At 64.2% G+C, this 16499-nt stretch carries 16 protein-coding genes; 13 read left to right on the top strand and 3 right to left on the bottom strand.

What is annotated here, in order from left to right:
- Positions 1–52: 52 nt before the first annotated feature.
- The 7 genes from ilvN (at position 53) to LRP30_RS34685 (ending at position 7359) form a co-directional block, all read left to right on the top strand.
- Positions 53–595 carry an acetolactate synthase small subunit gene (ilvN, locus tag LRP30_RS34715; protein ID WP_027572493.1) on the top strand — a complete coding sequence of 181 codons (543 nt, stop codon included), beginning with the start codon at positions 53–55 and terminating at the stop codon, positions 593–595.
- Between the two features lie 3 nt (positions 596–598).
- The gene (locus tag LRP30_RS34710; RefSeq protein ID WP_249757735.1) at positions 599–1294 is read left to right on the top strand and encodes a class I SAM-dependent methyltransferase; all 696 of its coding nucleotides are present in this window, start codon (positions 599–601) and stop codon (positions 1292–1294) included.
- 48 nt (positions 1295–1342) lie between these two features.
- Entirely contained in the window at positions 1343–2233 is an 891-nt protein-coding gene (locus LRP30_RS34705; RefSeq protein WP_249757734.1) for an EamA family transporter, read from the top strand.
- A gap of 7 nt (positions 2234–2240) precedes the next feature.
- The gene (locus tag LRP30_RS34700; protein ID WP_249757733.1) at positions 2241–2843 is read left to right on the top strand and encodes a LysE family translocator; all 603 of its coding nucleotides are present in this window, start codon (positions 2241–2243) and stop codon (positions 2841–2843) included.
- 133 nt (positions 2844–2976) lie between these two features.
- Positions 2977–3996 carry a ketol-acid reductoisomerase gene (gene ilvC, locus LRP30_RS34695; RefSeq protein WP_128937706.1) on the top strand — a complete coding sequence of 340 codons (1020 nt, stop codon included), beginning with the start codon at positions 2977–2979 and terminating at the stop codon, positions 3994–3996.
- A gap of 537 nt (positions 3997–4533) precedes the next feature.
- The gene (locus LRP30_RS34690) at positions 4534–5385 is read left to right on the top strand and encodes an SDR family oxidoreductase (protein ID WP_249757732.1); all 852 of its coding nucleotides are present in this window, start codon (positions 4534–4536) and stop codon (positions 5383–5385) included.
- Positions 5386–5646: 261 nt separating this feature from the next.
- On the top strand, positions 5647–7359 hold the full coding sequence (locus LRP30_RS34685; RefSeq protein WP_249757731.1) for a sulfatase-like hydrolase/transferase: 1713 nt from the start codon (positions 5647–5649) through the stop codon (positions 7357–7359).
- A gap of 195 nt (positions 7360–7554) precedes the next feature.
- Here the strand turns inward: LRP30_RS34685 and LRP30_RS34680 are convergent, their stop codons facing one another.
- Together LRP30_RS34680 and LRP30_RS34675 are read right to left on the bottom strand one after the other, a co-directional pair.
- Positions 7555–9111: a glycine betaine ABC transporter substrate-binding protein gene (locus tag LRP30_RS34680; protein WP_249757730.1), complete on the bottom strand. Its 1557-nt coding sequence runs from the start codon at positions 9109–9111 to the stop codon at positions 7555–7557.
- Entirely contained in the window at positions 9108–9890 is a 783-nt protein-coding gene (locus LRP30_RS34675; RefSeq protein WP_249757729.1) for an ABC transporter ATP-binding protein, read from the bottom strand. Before LRP30_RS34675 ends, LRP30_RS34680 begins: the two co-directional genes overlap by 4 nt.
- Positions 9891–10168: 278 nt before the next feature.
- Here LRP30_RS34675 and LRP30_RS34670 point away from each other — a divergent pair, with 278 nt between their 5' ends.
- Positions 10169–10987, top strand: coding sequence for an ABC transporter ATP-binding protein (locus LRP30_RS34670; RefSeq protein WP_249757728.1), 819 nt, complete (start codon positions 10169–10171; stop codon positions 10985–10987).
- Positions 10987–11775 carry an ABC transporter permease gene (locus tag LRP30_RS34665; protein ID WP_128945966.1) on the top strand — a complete coding sequence of 263 codons (789 nt, stop codon included), beginning with the start codon at positions 10987–10989 and terminating at the stop codon, positions 11773–11775. Before LRP30_RS34670 ends, LRP30_RS34665 begins: the two co-directional genes overlap by 1 nt.
- Positions 11776–11948: 173 nt before the next feature.
- On the opposite strand, the gene LRP30_RS34660 is transcribed toward LRP30_RS34665, so the two are convergent.
- Positions 11949–12398 carry a cupin domain-containing protein gene (locus tag LRP30_RS34660; RefSeq protein ID WP_128935949.1) on the bottom strand — a complete coding sequence of 150 codons (450 nt, stop codon included), beginning with the start codon at positions 12396–12398 and terminating at the stop codon, positions 11949–11951.
- A gap of 138 nt (positions 12399–12536) precedes the next feature.
- Between LRP30_RS34660 and LRP30_RS34655 the strand changes: the two genes are divergently transcribed.
- From LRP30_RS34655 to LRP30_RS34640, 4 genes are all read left to right on the top strand, one after another.
- The gene (locus LRP30_RS34655) at positions 12537–13562 is read left to right on the top strand and encodes an ABC transporter substrate-binding protein (protein ID WP_249757727.1); all 1026 of its coding nucleotides are present in this window, start codon (positions 12537–12539) and stop codon (positions 13560–13562) included.
- A 29-nt stretch (positions 13563–13591) separates the two neighbouring features.
- A complete protein-coding gene (locus tag LRP30_RS34650; protein ID WP_128937700.1) occupies positions 13592–14296 on the top strand; it encodes an NUDIX hydrolase in 705 nt (234 codons plus the stop codon).
- Positions 14297–14391: 95 nt separating this feature from the next.
- Positions 14392–15714: an ABC transporter substrate-binding protein gene (locus LRP30_RS34645; protein WP_128937699.1), complete on the top strand. Its 1323-nt coding sequence runs from the start codon at positions 14392–14394 to the stop codon at positions 15712–15714.
- Positions 15715–15729: 15 nt separating this feature from the next.
- A complete protein-coding gene (locus LRP30_RS34640; RefSeq protein ID WP_128935945.1) occupies positions 15730–16497 on the top strand; it encodes an ABC transporter ATP-binding protein in 768 nt (255 codons plus the stop codon).
- Positions 16498–16499 lie beyond the last annotated feature (2 nt).

Below are 16499 nucleotides of genomic sequence, written 5' to 3'. Positions count from 1 at the left end.
GCCTGTGTGAAGATCTCGCAGGTCATGACGAGAGACATTTGAGGGGACGACAATGAACCAGCCGGCATCTGCCTACTTCATCGAGGACCGCCACGATCCCAACGAGACGCACACGCTCGCGGTGCTCGTGCAGAACGAGCCGGGCGTGCTCGCACGCGTCATCGGCTTGTTCTCGGGCCGCGGCTACAACATCGAGAGTCTCACGGTCTCGGAGACCGAGGCCCAGAAGCATCTGTCGCGCATCACCATCGTCACCACCGGCACGCCGATGGTGATCGAGCAGATCAAGCATCAGCTCGATCGCATGATCCCGGTCTACCGCGTCGTCGACATGACCCAGACCAAGCGCTCGATCGAGCGCGAGCTCGCCATGGTGAAGGTGCGCGGGCAGGGCGAGCACCGGGTCGAGGCGCTCAGGCTGGCGGACGCGTTCCGCGCCCGCGTGATCGACGCCACCACCGAGAGCTTTGTGTTCGAGATCACAGGCAATACGGACAAAATCAACCAGTTTATCGACCTGATGCGTCCGCTCGGCCTCGTCGAGGTGTCGCGCACCGGCGTTGCCGCGATTGGTCGCGGGCCTGAAGGGATGTGAACCATGCTGGCGCGCGACTGGTACTATAACGAGCGGAACCGGATGGGGATCGAGCCCGCGGTGGCCTCGATCTACGACAGCCATGACGATGCCGATCTGCGAGCGCGCGCCGCGCTGAAAATGCTCGGAGTCCAGCGCGGCTGGCGCATCGCCGACATCGGCTGCGGCAACGGCGTGCTCGCGACTGAAGCAGCGCTGATGGGCGCCGAGGTCGATGCCATCGACATCTCGCCCGCGATGCTGGCGCTCGCCGAAATCTATGCGCGTGACCGCAAGGCGCCTGTCCGCACCCAGTCGGCGGGCCTGCTGAGCTTCTCCTACCGCCCGGAATCCTACGATTTGATCGTCAGCGAGTTCACGCTGCATCATCTGCCGGACTTCTGGAAGGCGGTGGCGATATCGCGGATCTATCGCGCGCTGAAGCCGGGCGCGAGCTTCTACCTGCGCGACATCGTCTACGCCTCGATGCCGGATGCGATCGAGCGCGATGTCGAGCAATGGGCGGACTTCCAGATCAAGAACCACGACTTTTCGTGCGAAGGCGTCGTCACGCACATGCGCGACGAATATTCCACCTTCGGCTGGGTGATGGAGCGGATGCTGACCGACGTCGGCTTCACGCTGATCTCGGCCGATTATCACGCCCCCATGCACGGCACTTATCTGCTGCGGAAACCGAAAGCCGGCGAGCAAGGCTAGACAGAAAAAGTAACAGGGCTGCACGATAGTGCAGAACCGGGAACAACAATGAAGCCGGCTGACATCCTCATCGCCATCCTGGTGGCGATCATCTGGGGGCTTGCCTTCGTGGCGAGCCGGATCGCGCTCGACGAACTGTCACCGGAGTTGATGACGGCGCTACGCTTCACCGTCGCTGCGGTCCCATGCCTGTTCATTCGCAAGCCGAAGATTGCCTGGTCGCTCCTGATCGCGATCAGCTTCACGCTGTTTCTCGGCCAGTTCCTGTCCCAGGCCTATGGCATCGCCCATGGCGTGCCGGTGGGGCTGACCAGTGTCGTCGTGCAGAGCCAGGCGCTGTTCACCATCGGCTTTGCCGCGCTCGCATTCGGCGAGCGGCCGACGCCGATGCAGGCACTCGGCACCGGCATTGCTGCGATCGGTCTTCTGATGATCTGCGGCACTGTCGGCTATGATTTCAGCGTTGCTGCGTTTGCGGTGCTGATGATCTCGCCAGTCAGCTTTGCCGTCGGCAATCTCTTGCTGCGTGGTGCCCGCGGCGTGCCCATGTTCGACCTGTTCGCGTGGTTGTGTCTCGCCTCGGCGATACCGCTGTTCGCGCTGGCGCTTATCGCTAACGGCCCGGCGTCGACCTGGACATCGCTGACCCACATCTCGCTGACGTCGGCTCTCTGCATGCTGGCGCTTGGCGGCGTCTCGACAAGCATCGCCTATTGGCTGTGGGGTCGGTTGCTGCGCGACTATCCAGCCGCCCAGGTGGTGCCGTTCGCGCTGCTGGTGCCATTCGTGGGATCGGCGGCCTCCAGCGTCGTGTTCGGCGAGCGGTTCGGACCCCTAAGGCTCGCCGGCATGCTGACCGTGATCGGCGGTATCGCGGTGATGGTGCTCGCGAAGCGACCCAAGGCGCTGCCTGAAGAGCCGCTGCCCAAAGTCGCGTGAGGTGAGCATGTCCCAATCGCTGTTCTATGCCTTTCTCATCTTCATGGTCGTGATGTACTTCACGCCCGGGCCGAACAACATCATGCTGCTATCCTCGGGCCTGACCTACGGCTTCCGGCGCACCATTCCCCACATCGTCGGGATCGTCATCGGCTTTGCCTTCATGGTGGCCGCGGTCGGCCTCGGGCTCGGCACCGTGTTCCTGGCGTATCCGATCCTCCAGACCATCTTGAAATATGCCGGTGCGGCCTACCTGATCTATCTCGCCGCCGCGATCGCCATGTCCGGCCCGACCAAGCCGGGTGAGGGGGGCGGCCGCGGCCCGATGACCTTCTGGGGCGCGGCGATGTTCCAATGGATCAACGCCAAAGGCTGGGTGATCGTGATCGGCACCATCACCGCCTACGCGGCGATCGCCCGATTCCCGCTCAACATCGCAATCCAGACCCTGATCAGCCTGCTCGTCGGCACGGTTTCGACCGTGGCCTGGGCTCTGTTCGGCTCCGCATTGCGGCCGGTCCTGACCTCAGAGCGGCTGGTCCGCGCCTTCAATATCCTGATGGCGGTGCTGCTGCTCGCTTCCCTCTACCCCGTCTTCATGGATGCATGATGCCGCAGATTTCCATGCAGAAACGGGTTTCCCAGGGGCCCTAAAATGCTCTAGACAGCCCCCGAAATCCGTCAATTCACCTTCGAAAGACCTGACCATCGGCCGATTCCGGCCCCGAACGAGGAAACGAACTATGCGTGTTTATTACGATCGCGACGCCGACCTGAACCTGATCAAGGGCAAGAAGGTCGCCATCGTCGGCTATGGCAGCCAGGGCCACGCCCATGCGCTCAACCTGAAGGACTCCGGCGTCAAGGAAGTCGCCATTGCGCTGCGCAAGGGATCGGCCTCGGCCAAGAAGGCGGAAGCTGCCGGCTTCAAGGTCATGGAAGTCGCCGAAGCCGCCAAATGGGCCGACCTCGTCATGATGCTGACCCCGGACGAGCTCCAGGGCGACATCTACCGCGAGCACCTGCACGACAACATGAAGAAGGGCGCCGCCCTCGTGTTCGCGCACGGCCTCAACGTCCACTTCAACCTGCTCGACCCGCGCGCCGACCTCGACGTGCTGATGATCGCGCCGAAGGGCCCCGGCCACACCGTGCGCTCGGAGTATCAGCGCGGCGGCGGCGTGCCCTGCCTGATCGCGATCGCCAAGGACGTCTCGGGCAATGCCCACGACCTCGGGCTGTCCTATGCGTCCGCCATCGGCGGCGGCCGTGCCGGCATCATCGAGACCACCTTCAAGGAAGAGTGCGAGACCGACCTGTTCGGCGAGCAGGTGGTGCTCTGCGGCGGCCTGGTCGAGTTGATCAAGGGCGGCTACGAGACCCTGGTCGAAGCCGGTTACGCCCCGGAGATGGCCTATTTCGAGTGCCTGCACGAAGTGAAGCTGATCGTCGACCTGATCTATGAAGGCGGCATTGCCAACATGAACTACTCCATCTCCAACACCGCCGAGTACGGCGAGTACGTCACCGGTCCGCGCATCATCACCGACGAGACCAAGAAGGAGATGCGGAAGGTTCTCGCCGACATCCAGGGCGGCAAGTTCGCCCGCGACTGGATGCTTGAGAACAAGGTCAACCAGACCTCGTTCAAGGCGACCCGCGCCAAGCTCGCGGCACACCCGATCGAGGAAGTCGGCGCGAAGCTGCGCGACATGATGCCCTGGATCAAGAAGGGCGCGCTGGTCGATAAGAGCAAGAACTAAGCCGTTCTGCCCCGGACGCAGCGCAGCACTCTGGTGATGCGCTGCTGATCCGGGGTCCAATGCGGCCTCTGGGTCCCGGCTCTGGGCTCCGCTTCGCTGCGCTTGTCCGGGATACGAGCGAACACGAGCTTCGCTCGTCACACCAAATCTTAAACCTTCGCGAATAGGCTCGAGCAAGATCGCAGACAGCGGTCTCGCTCGTTCCTTCTCGCGCGAAGCATAGTTGCTTCATTCAAATTCTTCGCGAGTTGACGCGCTGCTTGAGCGCCAAGAACTGACGCTTAAACCACATTCTTGGTCTCGCGTCGTTTTTCAAGGCTTCTTAGAACTTCCTGATCGTCAAAAGTGCTGCGTCGTGAAAGCCAAGGATTCGGCTCTTCATCCGCCTTTTTAACGCGCCTTTCGACGTCATGTCGCAACGCTCGCGCGCCGCTTCATCTCAAGAACCGACACCTGCTGCGCGGACTTGCGGGCTGGGCGGCATTGCGCACGGGCAGCTTCCTCCTACATGATCGCGGGAACTCGAGGGGAGGGACCATGCGATCTGTCGTCGTTACCGGTGCGTCCACCGGCATCGGCTGGGCCGTTGCGAAATATCTGATCGGGCGTGGCTATCGCGTGTTCGGCAGTGTCCGCAAGCAGGCCGACGCCGACCGGCTCAAGAGTGAGTTCGGCACCAATTTCACGCCATTGCTGTTCGACGTCACCGACGAGGCAGCAGTCCTCGCTGCTGCGCGAAAAGTTCGCGATGCGCTGGGCGGCGAGACGCTGGCGGGGCTCGTCAACAATGCAGGCATCGCGGTCGCCGGCCCCGTGCTCGAATTGTCGGTCGACGATTTCCGCCGCCAGATGGACGTCAACGTCATCGGTCCGGTCATCGCGACGCAGGCGTTCGGGCCGCTGCTGGGCGCAGATCCCGCGCTGAAGGGGCCGAAGGGCCGGATCGTGATGATCAGCTCGGTCGCCGGCAAGAACGGCAATCCGCTGTCGGCACCTTACAGCACCTCCAAGCACGCCATCGAGGGCCTGTCGGAGAGCCTGCGCCGCGAGCTGATGCTGTTCGGCATCGACGTCATCATCGTCGCTCCCGGCGCGGTGAAGACGCCGATCTGGAGCAAGGCCGAAGAGATCGACCTCTCCGTCTACCAGAACTCGCCCTATCTGCCGGCACTAAACAAGGCGATGGCGTTCATGATGGACATCGGCGCCAAGGGCCTGCCTGCCGAGCGTATCGCCGAAGTGGTGTTCGAGGCGCTGACGGCGGCAAGCCCAAAGGTGCGCTACCAGATCACGCCGGATCCGCTCCGCCATCTGATCGGCGCCGTGCTGCCGAAACGGACGCTGGACCGCATCATCGCCAAGCGCCTCGGGCTGCTGCCGCAGGGGTAACCGACGTTCAGCTCGCCTCGACCGTCGGTCCGATCGCCAAGCCCTGACGTTGCGAGCAGCGGCCTGCCGGGCCTGCGGCCCACGTCTCCCGCTAACAATAAGCGAAAGTCGAATCGCCGGACGCGTTGCCTGACCGTGACTGTTCCGTTACAGTTTTGTGACACGGTGCAGACTTCCGGCTGCGCCGGGCGCCGCTAGCTGCCTCGAGGCCGGCCAGATGGCTTGGCATCACCGCGCCGGACCAGAAGTTGCGTGTCGTCGATGGCGTCCGCGCCCAATCCAGGTCCTTCTGCCACCGCCGCCGTCCTGGCGAGCGTCGCCGCGCTCGGCATCTGGCGGCTGCTCGCGGTCACAGCGCCCCATTTCGCAGCGCTCGCGCTGATGTACGAGACCGAGACCGATTTCGGCTCGCGCCTCTCCTTCGCGCTGGCGTGGGGCATCCTCAACTTCTTCTGGATCACGCTGCTGCGGCGGCCGGCGCTGTCGGGTGCGCTGTCGCTGACCATGGTCGTCGTGCTGGTGCTGCTGTCCCGGCTCAAGCACGACGTCGTGCAGATGACGGTCAACTTCATCGACCTGATGATGATCGACCGCGACACCGTCGCGTTCCTGTTCACGATCTTTCCGAATCTGCGCTGGTCGGTGATCCTGGCCGGCCTCGTCACGCTGCCGCTGATGTATGCGCTGTGGTGGCTCGATCCGTTCCGCATCCGCCGTCTGCCGGCGTTCGCCTGCAAGCTCGCCTGCCTTGCTGCGCTGGTGGGCTATTCGCTCTATCATCCTGATGAAGCCTGGCGCGGCTATTACGACGACGGCTATCTCTCGAAATTCTTCCGCTCCGGCGTCACCGCGGTCGCCGATTTCGTGCAGTACGGTTTCATGGAATCCGCCGCCGCGACCAACGAGCGGCTCAACGTGCCGCTGGTCGATGAGTGCCACCCTGCGGGTCGCCGGCCCAACATCATCATGATCCACGATGAATCGAGCTTCGACATCCGCGCCGCGCAGGGCATCAAGGTGCCGCCGCACTATGGCGACCACTTCAAGTCCTGGGACGGCAAGCAGCGCACGTTCCTGGCCGAGAGCAATGGCGGGCCGAGCTGGTTTACCGAATACAACGTGCTTGCGGGGCTCTCCTCGCGTTCGTTCGGCCGCTTCGCCTATTTCGTGACGCGCATCGCCTCGAACCGCGTCGAGCGCGGCCTGCCGCTGGCGCTGCGTCGTTGCGGCTACGACACGATGTCGCTGTATCCCGCCCATGGCGGCTTCATGGGCGCGCGCAGCTTCCAGATGACGACCGGCATCGAACGCTTCCTCGACTCGAAGGATCTCGGCGCCAAGGACGTCGAACCGGACTCCTTCTTCTACGACAAGGCGCTTCAGCTGATGGGGCAACAGCCGCCGAACAAGCCGCTGTTCACCTTCATCTATCTCGGTGCCAATCATTTCCCCTGGGAGACGCGCTTCCGTCCCGACCTGCTGCCGAACTGGCGCGCGCCGGGCAACGTGCCGTCGATCGACGAATATCTGCGCCGCCAGGCGATGAGCGCCGAGCAGTACAGGACTTTCGTCGCCGGCCTGAAGAAGAATTTTCCCGGCGAGCCTTTCCTGATCGTGCGCTACGGCGATCACCAGCCGGAATTTGCGCCGAACCTGCTCGAGCCCGGGCTCGACGAGGGCGCTCTCGGCAAGAAGCTCGACGCTTACGATCCGCGTCTCTACGCAACCTATTATGCGATCGACGCCGTCAATTTCGAACCGGTGAAGAGCGACGCCGTGATGGACACGATCGACGGCCCGTATCTGCCGCTGGTGATCCAGGAGGCCGCCGGCATCCCGCTCGATCCGTCCTTCGCCGAGCAGAAGGCGATCATGCTCCGCTGCAAGGGCATCTTCTACGGCTGCAAGGACGGCGCCGAGGCGCGGCGGCTGAATCGGCTGCTGATCGAAGCGGGGATGATCCGGGGGCTGTAGCTGTCTTGCTGTACCCCCAAGCGCTACTCATTGACCGTCACCCTGAGGTGCGAGCCCTGCGGCGCAAAGGCGCCGCTGGGTGAGCCTCGAAGGGCGACGGTCCGGCTGCATCGGGGCCGCTTATCCTTCGAGGCTCCCCGCGCGCTGCTTTGCAGCGCACGGCTCGCGCCTCAGGATGACGGGTCGTCTGCGCGCCTACGGATTAATTTTTCCCCACAGCCACTTCGCCACCGCATCGGGTGATGAATTCGCATCGTTGCCGCTGGCGCGCAAATTGGCTTCGCGCATGGTCGCGATGTCGATCTTGCCGAGCAGCGGCTTGAGTGCCGCCTGTAGCCGCTCGTCACCGGCTCGCTTCGGTGCGAGCAGCAGGATCGCGTCGTAGGGCGGGATCGCATGCCTGGGATCGTCGAGCGCAACGAGATCGTATTTCGCGATCAGGCCGTCGCTGGTGTAGCCGGCGATCACGTCGACCTCGCCGCTGGCGACCGCGGCATACATGAAGTCCGGCTGCATCTGGCGTTGGGCGCGGAAGGTAAGGCCGTAGGCCTTTTGCAGCGCGGCCCATTCGGGGCGCGAGAAGAACTCGTAGTCGCCGGCGATCGACATCGTCGATGTGTGCGCGGCGAGATCGGCGATGCTGCGGATGCCTAGCGCCTCGGCGCGCCTTCTCGGCATCACCAACGCATAGGCATTCTCGAATCCGAGCTCGCCGAGCAAGGTGATGTTCTCTTTCGCGAGGGCTGTCTTCAGCTCCGCGAGCAGCTCCGCGCGCGGCTTGATGTCGGTGCGATGCAACTGGTTGGTCCAGAGCGTACCGGAATAGTCGACATAGAGATCGATGTCCCCGGCCTTCAGTGCCTCGAAGATCACGCTGGAGCCGAGGCCGGATCGCGCGGCGGCGGAAAGCCCGGCCGCCTGGAGGCGGTCCCTGAGCAGCGCCGACAGCACATATTGCTCGGCGAAGGTTTTGGCGCCGACTACATAGCTCTGCGACGAGCGTCCCAGCGTCGGCACCAGTGTGGCAGCGACAAGTGCGGCGATCCCGATCGCGCCGAGTCCGGCGCGCAGGCGCCTGCGTTGGCGCAGGCCTGTCTCAATCAGGCCGAGCAACTCATCGACCGCAAGCGCGAGCAGGGCCGAGGCCAGGCAGCCGAACAGCACGAACACCCAGTTCTGGGTCTGAAGCCCGGCGAAGATGTAATTGCCGAGGCTGGTCTGCCCGATCGGCGTCGACAGCGTCGCCGTGCCGATCACCCACACCGCGGCGGTGCGGATGCCCGCCATCATCACCGGCAGCGCCAGCGGGAGTTCGACCATGAGAAGAGACTGTCGTGCGGTCATTCCGACACCCTTGGCGGCTTCGAGCAGCGCCGGATCGATGCCGTTGAGACCGGTGATGCCATTGCGCAGCACCGGCAACATCGAATAGAGCGCGAGCGCCAGCATCGCTGGGAGGAAGCCGAAAGCGGAGAAGGAGACGCCGAACCAGGCGAGCGTGACGGAAGCCGCCAGCAGCAGCAGCGGATAGAACAGCGCAAGCAGCGCCAGCCCAGGCACGGTCTGCACGATGCTGGCGAACGCGAGCAGCATGCCGCGCGGCGCCGGGCGATTGCGCGTCAGGATGGCCAGTGGCAGGCTGACGGCGAGACCGAGCGCGAGCGCGGCAAGGCTCACCCGCACATGGTTGCCGAGATAGTCGGGCAAATGCGACAGCGCCTCGCCCCAGCGCGGGTCGATGAAGAAGCTCATGCCCCACCGCCCTGCGGCAACAGCGCGTTCAATCGCTCGACTTGGCGCCGGGGCGTGCGCAACAGCTCCAGCACATAGGCGTCGCCGCTCTTCGACAGCTCTGCCGGCGTGCCCTGGGCCAGCAGCGTTCCAGCGCGCATCACCGCGATGCGGTCGGCCAGCAAAATCGCCTCCGTCATGTCATGCGTGATCATCACGGTGGTCAGGCCGAGCTTGCGGTGCAGGTTGCGAAAATCCTCGCCGAGCGCATCGCGGGTGAGGGGATCGAGCGCGCCGAACGGCTCGTCCATCAGCATGATGCGGGGCTTTGCCGCGAGCGCCCGCGCCACGCCGACGCGCTGGCGCTGGCCACCCGAGAGCTCTTCGGGCAGCCGGTCGCGATGCGCGGCACGGTCGAGCTGCACGAGCTCCAGCAGTTCGTCGACACGCACGGCGATGTCCGTAGCCGACACGCCCAGCAGTCTTGGCGTGATCCCGATATTGTCGGCAACGCTCAAATGTGGAAACAGCCCGCCGGCCTGGAACACGTAGCCGATCCGCCGCCGCAGCGCGACCGGATCGACGTTTTGCACGTCCTCGCCCTCGACCGTGATCGTGCCGCCATCCGCCTCGATCAGCCGGTTGGCGAGCCGCAGCAGGGTAGTCTTGCCGGAGCCCGAGCCACCGACGATCGCCACAAATTCGCCTTCGGCGATGTCGAGCGATACATCGTCGACGGCCTTGAGCGGGCCGAAGCTCTTGGTGACATGCGCATAGCTGATCATCGGCCTGGAGGGCATACGGGTGGGCTCGCTTTTCTCTTACCCTCCCCTGGAGGGGGAGGGTCGATCGCGCGCAGCGCGAGCGGGGTGGGGTGATCTCTCCACTCGGGCACTGTTCTTCGCAGAGAGACCTTCACCCCACCCCGTCTCACATTTCGCTGCGCTTATGTGAGCCGACCCTCCCCTCCAGGGGAGGGTAAGAGCACGGCAAGACCCCATGCGTAGCACGCTTGGCGCCTTGATTGAACTTGGCTGCGCGAGCGGCTAAGGCATCGGTCCAGGTTTGGAGGAAGCACATGACGACGCCCACGGCGGTGGCGCTGGAAGATGCCAAGGTCGCGTTCCGCCTCGGGGACGGCCGGGTCTATACGGCGGTTGAGAAAGCCCATCTCGCGGTGGCGCAGGGCGAGTTCGTCGCCATTGTCGGCCCGACCGGCTGCGGGAAATCCACGCTGCTCAACGTTGCCGCCGGGCTGCTCAGGCCCGCGGCCGGCAGCGTCAGGATATTCGACCAGCCGCTCGCGGGGCTGAACCGGGATGCCGGCTACCTGTTCCAGGCCGACGCGCTGTTCCCGTGGAAGACCGCGCTCGACAATGTCGCCATCGGGCTCGAGATCAAGGGCACGCCCCGCTCCGAAGCGCTGCCGCGGGCGCAGCAATGGCTGACCTCCGTCGGGCTCGGCGCCTTCGCGAACCGCTATCCGCACATGCTCTCCGGCGGCCAGCGCAAGCGCGTGGCTTTGGCGCAGGTGCTGATCCGCGATCCAAAAATCCTGCTGATGGACGAGCCGTTCGGGCCGCTCGATGCGCAGACGCGCCAGGTCATGGGCAACCTGCTGCTCGACCTCTGGAACGCCGACCGCAAGGCGGTGCTGTTCGTCACCCACGACCTCGAAGAGGCAATCGCGCTCGCCGATCGCGTCGTGATCATGTCGGCGGGGCCGTCCTCGCGCATCATCGGCGACTGGCGCGTCAGCTTGCCGCGCCCGCGCGACATCTTCGAGGTGCGGCTCGATAAGGAGTTTCACTCACTGCATCGCGAGATCTGGAGCGTGCTGAAGGACGAGGTGATGAAGGGTTACGAGCAGTCCACTCACGCGAAGGAGACGGTCTGATGTCGCGCCCGACGCTGCTTGCGCTGCAAGTCCTGGTCGCGGTCGTCTGCATCGTGCTGTGGCAAGTGCTCTCGACCGTCCCCGTATTCGGCAAGATCCTGCTGCCGCCGTTCTTCTTCTCCAACCCATTCGACGTGTTCAGCCAGATCGTGAAGTGGTTCGCATCCGGCGTGATCTGGAAACATCTCGGCATCACGCTCGCGGAATCGATCCTGGCGTTCTTGATCGGATCGCTCGGCGGCGTGTTGGTCGGCTTCTGGTTTGCGCGCCAGCCACTGGTCGCAGCCGTGTTCGACCCTTACGTCAAGATGGTCAACGCGCTGCCGCGCGTCGTGCTGGCGCCGATCTTCGCGCTGTGGCTCGGACTTGGCATCTGGTCCAAGGTCGCGCTCGGCGTGACGCTGGTGTTCTTCATCGTGTTCTTCAACGTCTATCAGGGCGTGAAGGAAGTCAGCCGCACCGTGCTCGACAACGGCCGCATGCTCGGCATGAGTGAGCGGCAGCTGATGCAGCACGTCTATTGGCCCTCGGCGCTGTCCTGGATGTTCTCCTCGCTGCACACCTCGGTCGGCTTCGCCGTGGTCGGTGCGGTCGTCGGCGAATATCTGGGATCGGCGGCTGGGCTCGGTTATCTCATTCAGCAGGCCGAAGGCATCTTCGACGTTGCCGGCGTGTTCGCCGGCATGTTCGTGCTGTCGGCCTTCGTCATCCTGATCGACTTCGGCGTGACGCTGGTGGAGCGCCGTCTGTTGGTGTGGCGGCCAACTGCGTCGGATGGGCGGGGCTAGGGCGCAAATTCATTTGGATTGGTGCGCGCCGCTGCAGGAGTTCACCTCTCCCGCTTGCGGGAGAGGTCGGCGCGTAGCGGCGGGTGAGGGCTCTTTCCTCTCGGGGGTTCTCGCGTGTGGAGACACCCTCTCCCCAGCCCTCTCCCGCAAGCGGGAGAGGGAGCCCACCGTCATCAATCCAGCAGCTTGGTGTCGTCGGGCGCCTGCGGCGGCGTCTTGATCGCGATCGCCTTGACCTGGCCACTGATCGGCTTGGTGCCGCCATGCGGCGTCCCCTTCGGGATGATCACGAGGTCTCCGGGCTTCACCGTCACTTCCTTGTCGCCGAGCCAGATCGTCCCCGTGCCGTCCAGGATGTACTGGATCTCATTGGTGTTGGGATGCAGGTGCTTGGGGACGTTGCCGACCTGGATCGAGATGGTGGCACCGTCCGCGCTCGCGAACATCTTGGAACGGTAGCCGACGGCGTTCGCGGACCCGAGCGCGTCGCCTTCCATCTCGCCGGTATGGATGATCTGCGCGGTGATGTTTTCAGCGGCGAGCGCCGGCCGGAGCAGATGGGTGGCGCCGCATCCGGCGGCAAAGGCGGCGGCGATCGACAGCCCGGCAGCAAGGCGATTCATGGATGATCCTCCCCATCAGGAATTGTTCTTGTTTAGGCATGCTATTGCGCCGAAAGGCCGATGGCCAGCCCACATAGGCGGTGCTTCTCAAGCCAGCCCCGCTGCTCTATGGTGCCGCCGGCCGAACGGAGGAAACCAATGAAGAACACGATTGCCAGGCTCGCCGGCGCGCTGCTCGCGCTGACGCTCACCACCTCGCTTGCCGCGGCGCAAAGCAAGGTCACCATCGCGGTCGGCGGCGGCTCTTGCCTGTGCTATCTGCCCACCGTGCTGGCCAAGCAGCTCGGCGAGTACGAGAAGGCCGGCGTCAATGTCGAGCTGGTCGACCTCAAGGGCGGCTCTGACGCGCTGAAGGCCGTGCTCGGCGGCAGTGCCGACGTCGTTTCCGGCTATTTCGATCATTGCGTCAATCTCGCTGCCAAGAAGCAGGAGCTTCAGGCCTTCGTGGTCTATGACCGCTATCCCGGCCTCGTGCTGGTGGTCGCGCCTTCTCGGACCAACGACATCAAGTCGGTGAAGGACCTTGCCGGCAAGAAGGTCGGCGTGAGTGCCCCCGGCTCCTCCACCGACTTCTTCCTCAAATATATGCTCAAGAAGAACGGGCTCGATCCCGCCGGCACCGCCGTGATCGGCGTCGGCCTCGGCGCCACCGCGGTCGCCGCCATGGAGCAGGGCCAGATCGACGCGGCCGTGATGCTCGATCCTTCCGTCACCGTGCTCCAGGGCAGCCACAAGGATCTGCGCATCCTTTCGGACACCCGCACCCAGAAGGACACGCTCGAGACGTTCGGCGGCGAATATCCGGGCGGCGCGCTGTACTCGACGGCGGCCTGGGTCAACGGTCACGAGAAGGAAACGCAGGCGCTCACCAACGCGATCCTGGCGACGCTGACCTGGATCCACTCGCACTCGCCCGAGGAGATCATGGCGAAGATGCCGGATGAGGCGGTCGGCAAGAACAAGGACCTCTATCTCGCCGCGCTGAAGAACACGATCCCGATGTTCTCCGAAACAGGCAAGATGGACCCGAAGGGCGCCGATGCCGTGCTTGCGGTGTTCAGCGTCGGTTCGCCCGAAGTGGCGAACGCCAAGATCGACGTCAGCAAGACCTTCACCAACAAATTCGTCGATCAGGCCAAGAAGACGACGGGGAATGCCAAATAGCTGATGCGAAGGCGAAGTAGTCAGGCGTCATGACGTCACCGGTCATTCATCGCGTTGCGACGCTTGATCTTGCGGTGCGGCCGATCGTGTGGCCGTTCGCGGAGGAGCGCCGCGCCGAGATTGCGGCGCATTTCGCCGAGATGCAGCGCGAGCGGCCGAAGATCTGGAACGGCCGCGTCCTGCTCGGGCGCGATGCCGTGTTCACGGACGGCCATCTCGCCGCGACTTATTTCGAGACCGATTTCGCCAGCTTCCTCGCCTGGCGCGACTGGGGCTTTCCTGATCCGGCCGTGTTCAACGGCTTTGGCATGGGCGCGCTGCGTACCTCCGACGGCGCCTTCGTGATGGGCGAAATGGCGCAGCACACCGCCAATGCCGGCCGGGTCTATTTCCCGTCGGGAACGCCCGACCTCGACGACATCAGGGCTGGTGCCCTCGACATCCCCGGCAGCGTCGTCCGCGAGATCGCGGAGGAGACCGGCCTCACCGTGGCCGACTATGCCGCGGAGGCAGACTGGCACTGCGTGGTCTCGGGCCGTGCGATTGCGATGATTCAGGTCCTCAACCTGGATATGCCGGGCGAGGTGGCCCGCTCCCGGATCGAAGCCAATCTGGCGCGCGAGGTCGAGCCCGAACTGTCGGCCATTCATCTCGTGCGCGGGATGGATGATCTCACGCCGACCATGCCGCGATTTGTCACGGCCTTTATTGCGCAGCAGTTCGCCTCTCGCTGACGCGCGAGGCTTGACATCGCTTCGCTCACCCCATGTGATGGGCGAAAAAGCAAGACCAACAAGAATGCGATGCACAATCGTCCAGGGAGGTTTTGATGCGCCTGCGCATGGCTGCCCGTTTGGTACGTGGGCTGTTGGTCGCGATTGCAGCGACGGGCTTGGCGGTGTCCGCCCAGGCCCAAGATCAAGCCAAAGAGAAAAAGATCAAGATCGGCGTCGTCTTTGATTTGACCGGACCTCTCGCGGGCGGCGGGTCCGAGCTGAACTATGTCGGCGCAAAGATCATCCTCGATCATTTCGCCAAGACCGGTGTCGAGGGTTACAAGATCGAGGCCGTCTACGCCGACGCGCAAAGCAAGCCTGACATCGCCATCAACGAATCCGTCCGCCTGCTCGAGCAGGAGAAGGTCGACATGGTGCTCGGCTTCTTCTCCTCGGCGCAATGCGTGCCGGTCGCGGCCCGTGTCGAGCAGCTCAAGAAATTCATGTGGATCACGACCTGCATCTCGTCGGCCGTGTTCAACGAGAAGGGTTACAAATACGTGTTCCGCCCGCAAGCGAGCGGCGACCAGTTCGGCATGATGACGATGGATTTCATCGCGCAGAACGCCAAGGAGAAGTTCGGCAAGGAGCCGAAGGACCTGCGCGTCGCCATCATCCACGAGGACGGCGCCTATGGCGTCGACGTCTCCAAGGGCAATGAGGCCGGTGCGAAGAAGGCCGGCTTCAATGTCGTGCTGAAGGAAGGTTACTCGGCAACCGCGCCTGATCTCTCCGCGCTGGTGACCAAGCTGAAGCGCGCCAAGCCCGACGTCATCTTCCACACCGGCTACAACCCCGACATCACGCTGTTGCTGCGCCAGGCCCGCGAGCAGGGATTGAAGTTCGGCGCGCTGATGGGACATGGCGCCGGCTACGGCGTCTACGAGAAGCTGAAGGAAGGCATGGGCGCAGACGCCGCCTACATCTTCAACGCCGACCCGATCTCGATCTGGCTCGCCAACCAGAAGACCATGGATCCGAAGCTGCCGCCCGTCATCAAGATGGTCGGCGAGGAGTTCGATAAGATCAAGCCCGGAGTCGCGATCCGCTCGGCCCATGTCGGCATCGGCGCGTCCAACACGTATTTATTCATGAGCGACGTGCTGCCGCGCGCGATCAAGAAGTATGGCGGTGTCGATCCCGACGCGCTGCGCAAGGCGGCGCTCGACACCGACATTCCCGAGGGCGGCACCATGCTCGGCTTCGGCGTGAAGTTCTACGGTGAGGGCACGCCGATGGCCGGGCAGAACGAACGCTCCTTTCCCGTCGTGATCCAGTACATCGACGACAAGTCCTCTGTGGTGTGGCCCAAGAGCCAGGCGCAGCGCGAGGCGGTGCTGCCGCTGCCGAAAGGCACCACCTACAGCAACCAGTAGCGGCGGAGTGCTTCGGTGTTGGAAGTCAGCGGGCTGGTGAAGCGGTTTGGCGGCTTCACGGCCGTCAACAACGTCTCGTTCAGGGTCGACCAGGGCGAGATCCTCGGCCTGATCGGACCCAACGGTTCGGGCAAGAGCACGATCTTCAACATGCTCTCCGGCACGCTGGTGCCGAGCTCCGGATCGATCCTGTTCGCCGGGCATGAGATCGCAGGCCTTGCACCGCACCGGATCATCAACCGCGGCATCGGTCGCACCTTCCAGATTCCGCGGCCCTTCCGCCGCCTGACCATCTTCGAGAATGTCGCGCTGGCCGGCTTCTACGGCCAGGGACGCCACAGTCGCGTCAAGGCCGAGGAAGCGGCCGAGCGGTCGCTGGCGATGGTCGGCCTGCCGACCGATCGCCATGCCAGTGTCGATGGCCTCGGCGCTGCCGGCTTGAAGAAGCTCGAGCTTGCGAAGGCCCTCGCCACCGCGCCGAAGCTGTTGCTCGCCGACGAAAGCCTCGGCGGCCTCGACGAGGCCGAGATGGATCAGGCCGCCGACATGCTGCGCAACATCCGCGACGAGCTCGGTATCACCATCATCTGGGTCGAGCACATCATGGGCGTGCTGATGCGCGTCGTCGACCGCGTCATGGTGCTCGATCACGGCGAGAAGATCTCCGAGGGGCTGCCCAGCGCGGTCGCCGGCGATCCACGGGTGATCGAGGTCTATCTCGGCACCGATGCCGAGACCACGCAGGCCGCGGCCGCCGAGGCGCGCCGCCGCGCGGGAGGTTAGCC

Origin of the sequence: Bradyrhizobium sp. C-145, assembly GCF_023375135.1 — a bacterium.
Taxonomy (GTDB): Bacteria; Pseudomonadota; Alphaproteobacteria; order Rhizobiales; family Xanthobacteraceae; genus Bradyrhizobium; species Bradyrhizobium zhanjiangense.
This window is presented reverse-complemented; position numbering and strand designations above follow the sequence as displayed.